The 12725-nt window shown below is 64.5% G+C and carries 10 protein-coding genes and 1 pseudogene; 2 read left to right on the forward strand and 9 right to left on the reverse strand.

Annotated elements, in window-relative coordinates; translation table 11 throughout:
- Positions 1–169: 169 nt before the first annotated feature.
- From ACLHHB_RS01680 to ACLHHB_RS01690, 3 genes are read right to left on the reverse strand one after another with little or no spacing between them, the layout of a single operon-like run.
- Positions 170–1555, reverse strand: a complete 1386-nt coding sequence (locus tag ACLHHB_RS01680; protein ID WP_410216547.1) for an efflux transporter outer membrane subunit — start codon at positions 1553–1555, stop codon at positions 170–172.
- Positions 1552–4659: an efflux RND transporter permease subunit gene (locus ACLHHB_RS01685; protein ID WP_410216548.1), complete on the reverse strand. Its 3108-nt coding sequence runs from the start codon at positions 4657–4659 to the stop codon at positions 1552–1554. The genes ACLHHB_RS01680 and ACLHHB_RS01685 overlap by 4 nt, the downstream gene beginning before the upstream one ends.
- A gap of 6 nt (positions 4660–4665) precedes the next feature.
- On the reverse strand, positions 4666–5937 hold the full coding sequence (locus ACLHHB_RS01690) for an efflux RND transporter periplasmic adaptor subunit (protein ID WP_410216549.1): 1272 nt from the start codon (positions 5935–5937) through the stop codon (positions 4666–4668).
- Positions 5938–6046: 109 nt separating this feature from the next.
- Here ACLHHB_RS01690 and ACLHHB_RS01695 point away from each other — a divergent pair, with 109 nt between their 5' ends.
- Positions 6047–6658, forward strand: a complete 612-nt coding sequence (locus ACLHHB_RS01695; protein ID WP_410216550.1) for a TetR/AcrR family transcriptional regulator — start codon at positions 6047–6049, stop codon at positions 6656–6658.
- A 282-nt stretch (positions 6659–6940) separates the two neighbouring features.
- On the opposite strand, the pseudogene ACLHHB_RS01700 reads toward ACLHHB_RS01695, so the two are convergent.
- The 6 genes and pseudogenes from ACLHHB_RS01700 to ACLHHB_RS01725 form a co-directional block, all read right to left on the reverse strand.
- Positions 6941–7165, reverse strand: a pseudogene (locus tag ACLHHB_RS01700) (HWE histidine kinase domain-containing protein); the annotation flags it as partial.
- 541 nt (positions 7166–7706) lie between these two features.
- On the reverse strand, positions 7707–7994 hold the full coding sequence (locus tag ACLHHB_RS01705; RefSeq protein ID WP_410216551.1) for a PAS domain-containing protein: 288 nt from the start codon (positions 7992–7994) through the stop codon (positions 7707–7709).
- Between the two features lie 26 nt (positions 7995–8020).
- Positions 8021–8272 (reverse strand): hypothetical protein, encoded by a 252-nt coding sequence (locus tag ACLHHB_RS01710; protein WP_410216552.1) that lies wholly within the window; start codon positions 8270–8272, stop codon positions 8021–8023.
- A gap of 475 nt (positions 8273–8747) precedes the next feature.
- Entirely contained in the window at positions 8748–9302 is a 555-nt protein-coding gene (locus ACLHHB_RS01715) for a CheR family methyltransferase (protein ID WP_410216553.1), read from the reverse strand.
- 42 nt (positions 9303–9344) lie between these two features.
- Positions 9345–9884 (reverse strand): chemotaxis protein CheB, encoded by a 540-nt coding sequence (locus ACLHHB_RS01720; protein ID WP_410216554.1) that lies wholly within the window; start codon positions 9882–9884, stop codon positions 9345–9347.
- A gap of 605 nt (positions 9885–10489) precedes the next feature.
- Positions 10490–11515 carry a LacI family DNA-binding transcriptional regulator gene (locus tag ACLHHB_RS01725; RefSeq protein WP_410216555.1) on the reverse strand — a complete coding sequence of 342 codons (1026 nt, stop codon included), beginning with the start codon at positions 11513–11515 and terminating at the stop codon, positions 10490–10492.
- Positions 11516–11636: 121 nt separating this feature from the next.
- Here ACLHHB_RS01725 and ACLHHB_RS01730 point away from each other — a divergent pair, with 121 nt between their 5' ends.
- Complete coding sequence (locus ACLHHB_RS01730) at positions 11637–12695, forward strand: sugar phosphate isomerase/epimerase family protein (protein ID WP_410216556.1); 1059 nt, start codon at positions 11637–11639, stop codon at positions 12693–12695.
- Positions 12696–12725: the final 30 nt, after the last annotated feature.

Below are 12725 nucleotides of genomic sequence, written 5' to 3' on the forward strand. Positions count from 1 at the left end.
AGACGCGCAGCGTTGAGGTCGCTGTTCCTTAACCGGAGTGGAAGTTCGAGTCTTCTCGACCGCACCATCCTTACCCTTGATGCGAAAAAACGCCGATGTTCGTATGAACATGGGCGTTTTTCGCATGCCGGTCAGGTGGAAAGGGCGGCAGGATCCTGCCGCCTTTCGTTCACTGAGCAATTTGTGCCACCGCCGCACCGGCGCCTGTCGCGATCTGCAGCGCCGCCCACTCCTTGGCGGCATCGTTGCGGGCCGAAGCCGCCTGCAGCCGCGCCGTGGCCCGTTGCCGGTCGGCATCCAGAAGGTCGACCAGTGCCAGCGCACCTGCCTCGAAATTGGTGCGTGCCAGATCAAAGGCGCGGTCGTACGAGGTCGCGGCCTGATCCAGCGCTTCGACCCGCTGACGATAGCGGCGCAGGTTCGACTGGCTGCGCTGGACATCCTCGACAGCGGATGCAACCTGGCTGCGCCAGGCCAGGTCAGCCTGACGCGCCTCCGAGATTCGGCGCGCGCGAGCGGCTTGCAGCAGCCCCTGGTTCGCCACGGGCAGCGACAGGCGCGGGCCAAAGCCCCAACTGTTCGCACCCCCCGTGTCGCTGATCGTGCCCGTCAGCGACAGCGAAGGCAGCATGTCGGCCGTGGCGACGCCCACCGCGGCAAGGGCCTGCGACAGGTCGGACTGCGCGGCACGCACGTCGGGCCGGTTGCGCAGCAGTTCGGCAGGAACGCCCGCGCCGGGCCCCGGCGGAATGCGCAACGCGGCGGATCCGCCCTGCATCCGGCCCATCAGCGGACTGGCCTGCTGGTTCAACAGCGTGGACAGGCGATAAACCTGCGCATTGAACTGCGCCTCGTAGTTCGGCAGATCGGCCCGGGCCGTCTGCAACAGCGCCTCGGTTTGGGCGATGTCGTAGTCGGTCGCCAGTCCCAGCGCCAGCATGTCGCGGGACACATTCAGGGTGCGTTCGCGCGCCCCGATGGTGTCGCGGGTCAGCGCCAGCGCCTGCTGGAAGAAGCGCGCATCGGAATAAGCGCCGATCACCTCGGCCAGCCAGGCCAGCCGCGTCACCTGCGCCTGCGCCTCGGCAGAGGCATAGGCCGCGGCCGCACCTTCGCGTGCACGCCGGGCACCGCCAAAAAGATCGAGCACAAATCCCGCCGACAGATTGGTGGTGCTGGCATAGCCGGTGGACCGGTTGTCGCCACCCGACCGGACACGGCTGGCCGAGGCCGGCTCGCCGCTGATCTGGGCGGCCAGCGGTGCCGTGGCACGCAGATCGGCCTCGGCCGCACGGATGCGCTCGTTGGCGGTGATGATGTCCAGGCTGGTGCCCAGACCTTCGGCAATCAGGCGTGACAGGGTCCGGTCCTGATAGCCCGACCAGAAGGCGTTGGTGCCGACCTGACCCACGGGCGCGGCCTCGCCTTCGGCGAAACTGCCCTGCACGCGGGTTTCGGGCAGGGCGGCGGGATCAGGCCCCACCGCTGCACAGGCCGTGATGGTCAGCAACGCCGTCAGCGACAGCGCCGCCCTTGTAAAGCGGGGGAATGTCACGAGGTCTTTTCCTTTCGGGACAGCATCTGCCGCACCTTCAGCACGGCGACGTAGAAGACAGGGACCAGAAAGATCCCGATGACGGCGGACGACGCCATGCCGCCCAGCACGCCGATGCCGATCGAGTTCTGCGCACCCGCACCCGCGCCCGAAGCGATGGCCAGCGGCAGCACCCCCAGCATGAAGGCAAAGGTTGTCATCAGGATCGGGCGCAGGCGCTGGCGCGAGGCAATCAGCGCAGCCTCGACCACCGTCTTGCCTTCATGGACCTGTGCCTGGGCGAATTCGACGATCAGGATCGCGTTCCGCGCCGCGAGGCCGATGGTCGTCAACAAGCCCACCTTGAAGTAGACGTCGTTCGACTGCGCGAAATAGAGTGCCGCGAGCAGCGCCCCCAGGATGCCCACCGGCACGGTCAGCATGACGGCCAGCGGCACGGCCCAGCTTTCGTAAAGCGCGGCCAAGGCCAGGAACACGACCAGCGCGGACAGCGTGAACAGCAGCGGTGCCTGGTTGCCCGACAGCCGTTCCTGATAGGACAGGCCGGTCCACGCGGTGCCATAGCCGCCCTCGAGGCCGGCCACCAGTTCCTCCATCACGGTCATCGCCGCACCCGAGGACAGGCCCTGCGCCGCAGCCCCGCTGAGTTCCAGGGCGCGGGTTCCGCCAAAGCGGGCCAGAGCCTGCGGCTCCTGCTCCCAGCGCTGGTCCGAGAAGGCGCCGAACGACACCATCTCGCCCTGCGCATTGCGCGCGTACCAGCGGTTGATGTCCTCGGGTTGGGACCGCGTCTCGGCCTCGCCCTGGACGATGACCGGGCGCAGGTCATTGCCAAGCGCAAAGTCGTTCACGTCGCGCCCGGCAAAGATGACCGACAGCATGGCGTTCACCTCGGGGATGGACAGGCCAAAGGCCGCAGCCTTCTGCTGGTCGATGTCCAGCCGCAGGGCAGTCTGGGTCGCAGCCTCGTTGCCGCGGACGTTGGTCACGCGACCGTCTGTCTGCACATTGGCGACCAACTGGTCGGCGGCCGCCGTCAGCGCCTCCTGTCCCCGACCGGACTGGTCCACCAGATACATGCTGAAGCCCGACGACGTACCCATGCCCTGGATGGCGGGGGGCTGCAGGACAAAGATCTGACCTTGCCGGTTGGTCATGAAGAAGTGCCCGTTGGCACGTCCGACCAGCGAGGCGATGTCCAGCCCTTCGCGTTCCTCGTAGTCGCGCAGCTTGACAAAGACCATCGCGTTGTTCTGGCCGGTTCCGCCAAAGCTGAAACCCAAGGCTGCAAAGACGGACTCGACCGTCTCGCTTTCCTCGTTCAGCAGATAGCTTTCGACCTTTTCGACCAGCGCCTGCGTCTGCTGGGTGGTCGAGCCGTCCGGTCCCTGGATGATGACAAGGGCCACGCCCTGGTCCTCGTCGGGAAGAAACGAACCGGGCAGCCTCTCGAACAGGGCAAAGACCCCGAAGCCGATGGCCACCAGCACCAGCAGCATGCGCAGCGGGCGCTTGACCAACCGCGTGACGACCCCGACATAGCCGTTCGTCGTGCGGTCCATGTTGCGGTTGAACCAGCGGGCGGGCGCAATTCCGTCGCCATGCTTGCGCGGCTTCAGAAGGCTGGCGCACATGGCCGGCGTCAGGATGACGGCAACGCCGAGCGACAGCACCATCGCGGTGATGATGGTGATCGAGAACTGGCGATAGATCACGCCCGTCGCGCCGGTCATGAAGGCCATGGGCAGGAAGACTGCCGACAGGACCAGCACGATGCCGACCAGTGCCGAAGTGATCTCGTCCATGCTTTTCTCGGTCGCCTCGACAGGACCGAGGCCTTCTTCCTCCATCACCCGCTCGACGTTCTCCACGACGACGATGGCGTCATCGACCAGCAGGCCGATGGCCAGCACCATCGCGAACATCGTCAGCGTGTTGATGGAAAAGCCGGCCGCCGCCAGGACCGCAAAGGTGCCCAGCAGCACGACCGGGATCGCCACGACGGGAATGATCGTTGCCCGCCAGCTTTGCAGAAAGACCAGGATCACCAGGAAGACCAGCACCACGGCCTCGGCCAAGGTGTGATAGACTTGGTTGATCGACTCCTCCACAAAGGGAGAGGTGTCGTAGGGATAGACGATCTCGACCCCCGCCGGCAGGGCACCGGCCAGCCCGTTGATCGTTTCGCGGACGGCTGCGGCGGTATCGACAGCGTTCGCACCCGTGGCCAGGTTGACGGCAAAGCCTGCCGCCGGGTTGCCATTGTGACGCGCCGCGCCGCCATAGCTTTCCTGCCCGACCTCGATCCGCGAAACATCGCCCAGGAAGACGGTGGAGCCGTCGGGGTCGACACGCAGCAGGATGCGCTCGAATTCTTCCACGGTCGAGAACTGCGACTGCGCGGAGACCGAGACCGTCAGCCGTTGCCCTTGTGCCGCCGGTTGTGCGCCAAGGTCGCCCACCGTGACGTTGGTGTTCTGCTGGGCGACGGCATTCGTCACGTCGGCGGGGGTGACCTGGTACTGGACCATCTTCATCGGATCCAGCCAGATGCGCATGGCATAGCCCGACCCGAAGGTGTTGATGGAGCCGACGCCCGGCGTGCGCTTGACCGGGTCCTCGATCAGCTGGGCGATCAGGTCTCCCAGTTCCACCGTCGAGAAGCGGCCGTCAGGCGAGGTCAGCGCGCCGACCAGCAGGATCGAACTGGTCGAGCGTGCCACCTGAACGCCCTGCTGCTGGACCACGTCCGGCAACTGGGAAGTGACCAGCTGCAGCTTGTTCTGCACCTGGACTTGGGCAATGTCGGCATCGACCGAGTCGTCGAAGGTCAGCGACACCGAGGCCGAGCCGGGTGTCGAGTTCGACGTCATGTAGATCAGTCCGTCGATGCCGGTCATGGCATCCTCGATCACCGTGGTGACGGAGGATTCGACGATTTCGGCCGAGGCACCGTTATAGGCGGCACTGACGCGGACGGTGGTCGGGGAAATCTGCGGATACTGCTCGATCGCCAGGGTGTTCAGGCCAAGCGCCCCGACCAGCATCGTGACAAGGGCCAGAACCCAGGCAAAGACCGGGCGGTGAATGAAAAAGCGGGCCATCGATGTTTACTCCGCGACCGGCGCTTGGGCAGGCGCTTCGTCTGATGTTTCGGCAGGGGCCGCTTCCGCCGGGGCCGCATCAGCGGGCGGAGCCTCGGCAGGGGCTGGTGCGGCGCCTTCGGCAGGAGCGGGCGCGGTGTCGCGAACCACGCCGTTTTCGTCAAAGGTGACGGGGAGGGGGACGACATCGGCACCTTCAACCAGCCCGGCCAGACCGTCCACGATCAGCTGGTCGCCTTCCTCCAGGCCGTCGGTGATGATCCATTGCTGCTGGTAGCTGCCGTCTTCGGTCAGCTGGCGCTGGCTGGCCTTGCCATCCTCGACCACCCAGGCCGTCAAGTTGCCGATCTTGTCGCGGACGGCCGAAGACTGCGACACCAGAAAGGCCGGCGTCACGCCAAGCTCGACCTGACCGCGCAGGAACATGCCCGGCAGGATCAGGTTCTCAGGGTTGGCAAAGCGAAAGCGGGTGTCGATCGAGCCTGTCGTCGTGGAGACGGTGACACCCGGCGCCACCAGTTCGCCGGCAGCCTGATAGGTGCGGCCGTTTTCCAGTGTCAGGCTGGCGCTCAGTTCCTCGTTCAAACGGAGGTTGCCGTCATTGATGTCGTCGAGGACGTTGAGGAAGCGGGAGGATGGCTCGTACATGTCCACCTCGATCGGGTCCAGCTGGGTCACGGTGGCCAGGGGGGCGGCCTGACCGGCCGTCACCAGATCGCCCACCGAGATTTCCGCCACGCTGGCAATGCCCGCAATGGGGCTGGTCACGGTGGTCCATTCCAGATCCGCCTCGGCCAGAGTCAGCGCGGCCTCGGCCGATTGCTGGGCCGCCCGCGCCTGATCGAGCGTTGCGCGGGCCGTCTCGACCTGGGCCTGCGTCGTGCCTGAACCCAGCAGTTGTTCGGTCCGGTTGAAGGCGGCTTCGGCCTGTGTCACCTGCGCGGCGGCCGAAGCGATCTGAGCCTCGGCACTGGCAAGGTTGGCGCGATAGGTCCGGTCCTCGATCCGAAACATGGGTGCGCCGGCCTCGATCTGCTTGCCGGGCTGATAAAGGATCTCCGTCACGATGCCGCCGACGCGCGGGCGGATGCCGGTGGCCGAAGCCGCGACGGCACGGCCGGGCAGGGTGACCACGCGCGGAACGTCCTGCCGCTCGGCCTGCATCACGCCCACCTGCTTGGGCGGCATGCCGCCGGGGGCCTGAGCTTGGGCCGGAACGGCCACGAGCATCGCCGCAGCCAGAGCCGCACCGCTGGAAAAGCTGAACTTGCGCATCATGTGGATCCTGATCATCTGCGCCGCGCAGGCGCCATTTGAAGGTGCTCATTGCATGAAAATGCGGACTGTGCAATATTTGCTTGCAATGCAAAATGGATTTGCCTGAACAATGACCAATCTTCGTGACCGCCGCCGCCGCGAAACGGCCCGTGACATTCAGGTGGCAGCGCTGGGCCTGTCGCTGCGCGACGGATACTGCACGGCCACGACCGATGCGATCGCGGCCGAGGCGGGGATCAGCACGCGCACCTTCTTCAATTATTATCCCAACAAGCAGGCGGCGATTCTGGGAGTGCCTCCGGTGCTGGACGCCGAGGCAGGGGCCTGGATCGTGACATCGAACCGCCCGATCCTGAACGACATCCTGCGCCTGCTGAACGAGATGCTGATGGAGGACGCGCCCGACCGGCGCATCCTGTGCATGATCGGCCAGCTGATCGACAGGACGCCCGAATTGCGGCCGTTGTTCAGCCTGTCGCTGGACCGGATCACGCTGACCTTGGCGGGCCTGCTGCAGCAACGTCTTGGGGAAACGCGGCTTTCCGAAGCCCAGCTTCTGGCGGCACTTGCCACCCATGCCCTGTCCAACGCCGTTCGGGCTTGGGGGCTTGACCCGGACATGCCCGACTCGCGCATCATCGAACAGACGAGGGATCAGCTTGAGAATGTCGGCCAGCTGATGTGCAAATGCGTCAGAAACGCAGACGGGTCTGCCGGCTGACCTTGTCCTGCGTAACCTCGATCGGGTGCCGATCTGCGCTTCGGCGCCTTCCAGCAAAATTGACCCGAAGCCGCCGCCGGGCCCGCTTTCCGGCCGTTCCGTGGCACAGGTTTCGATCCCATCCAGCACGATGTCGCCATCCTCGACCCGCCATGCAACGGTCAGCTGTCCCGGGGTCGGCCCCAGAACGCTATATTTGGACGCGTTTGTCGCCAGTTCATGCCGGATCAGCGACAGCGGGACGACCCGAGCCGCCAGCACCACCGCCCCGTCGCCTTCGACATGGATATCGGTGCCGGCATGGGGGGCCGGGCTGGTCTCGATCAGACGGTGCAACTCTGCCGCGTCACGGTTGTCCCGTTCGGTGGTCAGGCTGTCTGAACCGGCCAAGGCGTTGACCCTGCTGCCCACTTCCTCGACCACCTGCTGCGCATCATCCGTTTCGCCTGCCGCCATCCGCAGCATCGCCGAGATCTGCGTGAAGAGGTTCTTGACCCGGTGATCCATCTCGGAAATCGCGCGCTTCGCGCAGCTTGGCGGCCGATTGCGCTTGTGACATCCAACAGGACACCCAGCACGCGCGCATCGGGGCGGTTGCCTCCAGAGTGCTGACCCGCAGCCTCCAGCCCGACGGAAGACAGCGCGTCTGCTGACAGGGAAACGATGCGGCTGAAGGATTTTCCTTCGGCGCAGGCCGCTAGGTCCTCGATCAGATTGTCGCGATCTGACGGGGCGATCAGGGTCGCAAGGGCCGGCAGCGGCAGGCCTGCGGTCTGACCGATGCCCAGCAGGTTGGAACTGTCATCGAGAGGCAGCGTCCGGCTGCACGGGTCGAACTGCCAGACCGCAATCTGGGTCAGTGACCGTCTTGAGCCGTTCGTCCTGGCGCTCGACCTCGACCTGCAGGTCGTGCAGGCCGTCACGTCCTCGAAGACCAGCAGGGCGCCGTCCAGATGTCCTTCGGGCCCGCGAGAGGGTCTGACATCGATGCGCCAAACGCGCGCGTGCGGTCCTCGTCGTGCAGTTCCGTTCCCTGCGCCTCGCCCTGTCACATGACTTCGGCGGCCCTCCGTTGCAGGACGCCAATGCCGAAGACGTTCGAAACATCCGCAAGGGGGCGCCCGTGGGCCGACCGGCGCAAGCAGAATAGCTGCAAGGCGGCAGCGGTAAAGTTGCGGACCCGGATCTCGCGCTCCACCACCAGCAGCGGGATCTTGGTGGCCGAAAAGAAATTCTGAAGATCGCTGTTCGCGGCGGTCAGGTCGTCATTCTTGGACTTCACCTGATTGTTGACAGTGCTCAGTTCCTCGTTCGTGGACTGAAGCTCCTTTTTCATCGACATCATCTCTTTGTTCGAGATTTTCAGCTCCTCATTCGCCGTTTCATTTCCTGCACCGCACTGTGCAACCCGGTCTGGGTCAGCCGCAGCTGTTCCTCCAGCAGGTTCGCGCGACATTCATGCATCCGCAGTTCGTCCGAATCCTGGTCCAATTCGGGCTGAGCCAAATTACCTGCTTCCTGGAACACCAGCAGGATTGTCCGGTCGGGCAAGGGCGCGGCAAACAGGGTGACGGGCTGCACGCCCACGTCCGAACCCGCCAGAAGGTCGCACACGATCGCGGCCGGTGGTGTTGACCTGATCCAGCGTGAAGTTGACGCCTCCCTCAGGCCGGGAGGAACAACGGCAAGGCTTGCGCGCCATCGGATCAACCGCAGGAAAACGTCCCAACCTTCCGGCGGACCACTGAACCTCGCCTGCCCGCGACACCTGCAGCGGCGCCGGCGCAAAGCGATCCAGCACGCGCTGCTGTGCCGCCAGCACCTTCGGGTTGGCCGACACAGTGCCGCGCGTCTGCGGGTCCGGGCCGTTCTCGTTGCCGCGATCGGGGGCGAGGGGAAGGCAGGGGCCAGCAGCAGCCGTGCCGCCGTTTCATCGCACTGGTACAGGCGCGCGGTCCGGTCCAGTTGGGCAAATGCATCGCCTCTCGCCGCACGCCCTCGGAAAGGCTCAGGAACAGGAAGCCCCCCGGTCGCAGGGCATAATGGAACAAGGGCAGGATGCGCGCCTGCAGTTCCTCGTTCAGATAGATCAGCAGGTTGCAGCACGAAACAGGTCCACCCGCGCAAAGGGCGGATCGCGCAGAACCCTGTGCAGGGAACAACGGACACGGTCGCTCAGATGCGGGGTGATTTGCATCATTGCGTCCCGATGGGTTGTGGATGCGCCGCGCAGCGGCTCCGGGATGTCCGCCAGCGCGCTGATCGGATATGTGCCAGCGCGCGCCACCTCGATCAGCATCGCGACGCTGTAGGCTTCTGCACCGCTGGAGTGGCCGGGAACCCAGACCCGCAGTCCCTTGCCCTCGGCGCCTTGCATCATGGGTCGAATCGCCTTGTCGTGAAGGACTTCGAACAAGTCAGGATCGCAGAAGAAGCGGGTCACGTTGATCAGGAACTCGTTCAACAGCGCATCGCATTCACCCGAATGCCGCTGGAGGTGGCGAAGGTAATCTTTGGTACTGGACAGGTTCAGCACCTGCATTCTGCGGCGGATGCGCCGCACCAGCCTGGACATCTTGTAGCCCGGGAGATCATGTCCGCATATTTCCAGCAGGTGCCGACAGATGCGGCGTGCATTGGCCATCGTCGTTTCCTCGGCCAGATCCACATCGTTGGCTTCAAGGAACTACAGAATGGCGGACAGGATGCGATAAGGTGGCAGAATGTAATCGATCAGGCCGGTGGCCTCGGCGGACAAGGGCATGCCGTCGTGACGGGCGGTCCCGGGTTCCTGCACGACGCACAGCCCGCCATGCTCCTTGATGGCACGCCGGCCAAGAATGCCGTCCGAGCCCCTGCCTGACAGGATGACGCAGGCTGCGGTAGGGCCGCAGTCATGAGCCAAGCTTTGAAAGAAATCATTGATAGGGCGGCGCAAGCCGCGCGGCTGGTCGAATTCGGTCAGCTTCAGCCGGCCGTTCCAGATCAGCATCCGCGCGCCGGGTGGGATGGTGTAAACTTGACCGGGTTGCAGCGGCGTGTCATCGACAGCCTGCTGGACGCTCAACTTGGTGCGATGCTGGATGACGATATAAGCTGCCCGGTCGTCGCGCTGGGTGTCGCGCAGCAACTCGTCTAAGGCCTTCAGCCCGCCTGCGGATGCGCCAATCGCCATGACCACGAAATCATGGCGCTGCTGCGCGTGCGAGGGCGCGGCTTCATTCATCGCGAACCGTGATCCTCGCCAGCGTGCCGATCGAGCGTGCAATCAGGCCCCTCGAGTCCGTCATGATCAGGCCGAGCTGTCCCGCGGCCTGCCGCAGGTCGGCGACGTTCCGGCTCAGCTCACGGTCATGCGGAGACCGAACGCTGACCCTTTCCGCGGCGCTGCCGTCGAACTGCGACGCCAGAACAAAGCGGGCCTTGCCATTGCTGCCGCATGGCTTGGACCTGAAACCAGGTTCATCAACCGTCGCCTGTCGGTAGCATGGTTGACCACTGGAAAGCGCCCGTCGTCGCGTGCGTTGCCCATGAAAAAGGATGACATGGCCTGCACCTGCTCGGGGGCGTGTCGGCCCCCTGAAGAAAATGGCAGTTCAGCCGCTGCACGTCGCGGGCAGCATAGCCCGTCAGGCGGCAGAAGGGGTCTTTTTCGACCTGCAAGGGCATGTCACCCGCGCTGCTGGCCAGCGACAAGGCAATGCGATCGGGTGATCTGCGCATGCAGCGCTTCTGGTAAGGGGGTGTCCGCCATAGAGACCTAGAATTGGCTGGCATGGTGCCGGCCCGCGCGGATTTTAAAAGTTGAGTTCAGCATCATAAGATGCGTTGTCAAACGGCAGGAACCGGGCCGGTACTGCTCCGGACCAGCAGATCCACGCTCAGAGTCGTGCTGTCGGTGATCTCCTCGCCCCTCATCCGGGACAGCAACAGTTCGGCGGCCTTGCGTCCCAGGCGGGCCCGATACTGGCGGATCGTGGTCAGCGGCGGCAGGCAGAAGGCCGACATCTCGATATTGTCGAAGCCCATGACCGATATGTCGTCCGGAACACGCAATCCCGCCCCGATCAGGCCGTTGATCAGTCCGATCGCCATTTCGTCGTTGTCGCAGAACACGGCTGTCGGGCGGCGGGGCAGGGTCAGGATCCGGGCCGCGGCATCCGCACCGAACCGGGCGGTAAAATCACCTTCGATGCTGGCATCCGGTCCGGGCGCCGGAAGGCCCGCGGCCGCAAGGCCAGCCAGAAAGCCCCGCCGACGCGAGACGGTCAGCGAATTGCCGGCCGGCCCCGTCATGTGCAGGATGTCACGATGTCCCAATCCGGTCAGGTGCTGCGCCGAAAGACGTCCGCCTTCCTCGTTGTCCGCCAGAACACGCGGCGCCTCCAGGCCTACGATCCATTCGCAAGCCTGTACCAGCGGCGGGCATCCCGGCTGGGCGAACAGCTGCGGGTCCAGGTTGCCGTCCAGAACGATGACGCCATCCGACCGCGACCGGTTCAGATGAGGGCCCAGCACCTTCAGGGCGGGCTGATCGGGCACCGCAGTTGTATCCAGCACCAGAAGGCTCAGCCCGTTCTTGCGCAGCACATCCGAAATGCCCGACAGGATTTCGGAAAAGAACGGGTTGGCCAGCTTCGGCACCAGCGCCAGCACGCCGCCCACCTGCTGCTGGCGCAGATTACGGGCCGTGAAGTTCAGGGTATAGCCGGTTTCGGCGATTGCATCTTCGACGGCCTTTCGGGTCGCTTCGGACACGATCGTGGGGTTGGAAAGGGTGCGGCTGACGGTGGCCACGGAAACGCCGGCCAGCTTGGCGACATCGTAGATGCGGGGCGGGCGCGTTTGATCTGGCACAACAATCTCGGGTTTGGGACCGTTCAAGCGTTTATGGAAAAAAATCCTGTTGTAAACCTTTTCATCCTGTGACATCTTCCCTTGAAACCGATTACATGGAGGCGATCGGTTGGGAGGATGCATGAAGACGATGAAAGGCCCCGGCCTGTTTCTGGCGCAGTTCGTTGGCACGACACCGCCTTTCGACACTTTTGATTCCATCACGGCCTGGGCCGCCGATTGCGGTTATCTTGGCGTGCAGGTTCCGTCCGGTGCGGAGCATCTGATCGATCTGGAGCAGGCATCGGTGTCGCGCGCCTATTGCGATGATCTGTCGGGCGGGGCGCAGGCGAACGGGATCCAGATCACCGAACTGTCGGCCCATCTGCAGGGCCAGCTGGTCGCGGTTCATCCGGCCTATGACGAGGCGTTTGACGGTTTTGCGCCGCAGGCGGTGCGTGGCAACCCCAAGGCGCGGCAGGAATGGGCCGTCGAGCAGGTCAGAAAGACCATCGACGCGTCCGCCAACCTTGGGCTGGACCGGATGGCGGCATTTTCAGGCGCGCTGGCGTGGCCCTATCTCTACCCATGGCCGCAACGCCCGGCCGGACTGATCGAGACGGCATTCGATGAGTTGGCGGCCCGCTGGCGTCCGATCTTGGATCACGCGGACAGCAAGGGCGTGGACATCTGCTTCGAGATCCATCCCGGCGAAGACCTGCATGACGGCATCAGCTTCGAGATGTTCCTGGACCGCGTGAACCAGCATCCGCGGGCAAAGATGCTGTACGACCCGTCGCATTACCTGCTGCAGCAGCTTGATTACCTTGAAAACCTTGACATCTACATGGACCGCATCGGCATGTTCCACGTCAAGGATGCCGAGTTCAACCCGACAGGGCGGCAGGGTGTTTATGGCGGCTATCAGTCATGGGTCGACCGGGCGGGACGGTTCCGCAGCCCGGGTGACGGACAGGTTGATTTCAAGGCCATCTTCTCCAAACTGACAGCAGCCGGATTCGACGGCTGGGCCGTGGTCGAATGGGAATGCGCGCTGAAGCATCCCGAAGATGGCGCGAAAGAGGGGGCGGCCTTTGTGCGTGACCATATCATCCGCGTGACCGAACGCGCGTTTGACGATTTTGCCGCCGGTGGCACGGACCACGCGGCCAACATGCGGATGCTGGGACTGAAGGCATGACGACCGAACGACATATTCCCATCCGCCTTG

The organism is Paracoccus sp. (in: a-proteobacteria), from assembly GCF_046462195.1.
In the GTDB taxonomy this organism is placed as follows: Bacteria; Pseudomonadota; Alphaproteobacteria; order Rhodobacterales; family Rhodobacteraceae; genus Paracoccus.

Excerpts from the sequence above, each read along its gene's own strand:
- ACLHHB_RS01730 (WP_410216556.1), top strand. The coding sequence starts at position 11,637 with ATGAAGACGATGAAAGGCCCCGGCCTGTTTCTGGCGCAGTTCGTTGGC.
- ACLHHB_RS01695 (WP_410216550.1), top strand. The coding sequence starts at position 6,047 with ATGACCAATCTTCGTGACCGCCGCCGCCGCGAAACGGCCCGTGACATT.
- ACLHHB_RS01705 (WP_410216551.1), bottom strand. The coding sequence starts at position 7,994 with ATGAAAAAGGAGCTTCAGTCCACGAACGAGGAACTGAGCACTGTCAAC.
- ACLHHB_RS01690 (WP_410216549.1), bottom strand. The coding sequence starts at position 5,937 with ATGATGCGCAAGTTCAGCTTTTCCAGCGGTGCGGCTCTGGCTGCGGCG.
- ACLHHB_RS01685 (WP_410216548.1), bottom strand. The coding sequence starts at position 4,659 with ATGGCCCGCTTTTTCATTCACCGCCCGGTCTTTGCCTGGGTTCTGGCC.
- ACLHHB_RS01720 (WP_410216554.1), bottom strand. The coding sequence starts at position 9,884 with ATGAATGAAGCCGCGCCCTCGCACGCGCAGCAGCGCCATGATTTCGTG.
- ACLHHB_RS01715 (WP_410216553.1), bottom strand. The coding sequence starts at position 9,302 with ATGGCCAATGCACGCCGCATCTGTCGGCACCTGCTGGAAATATGCGGA.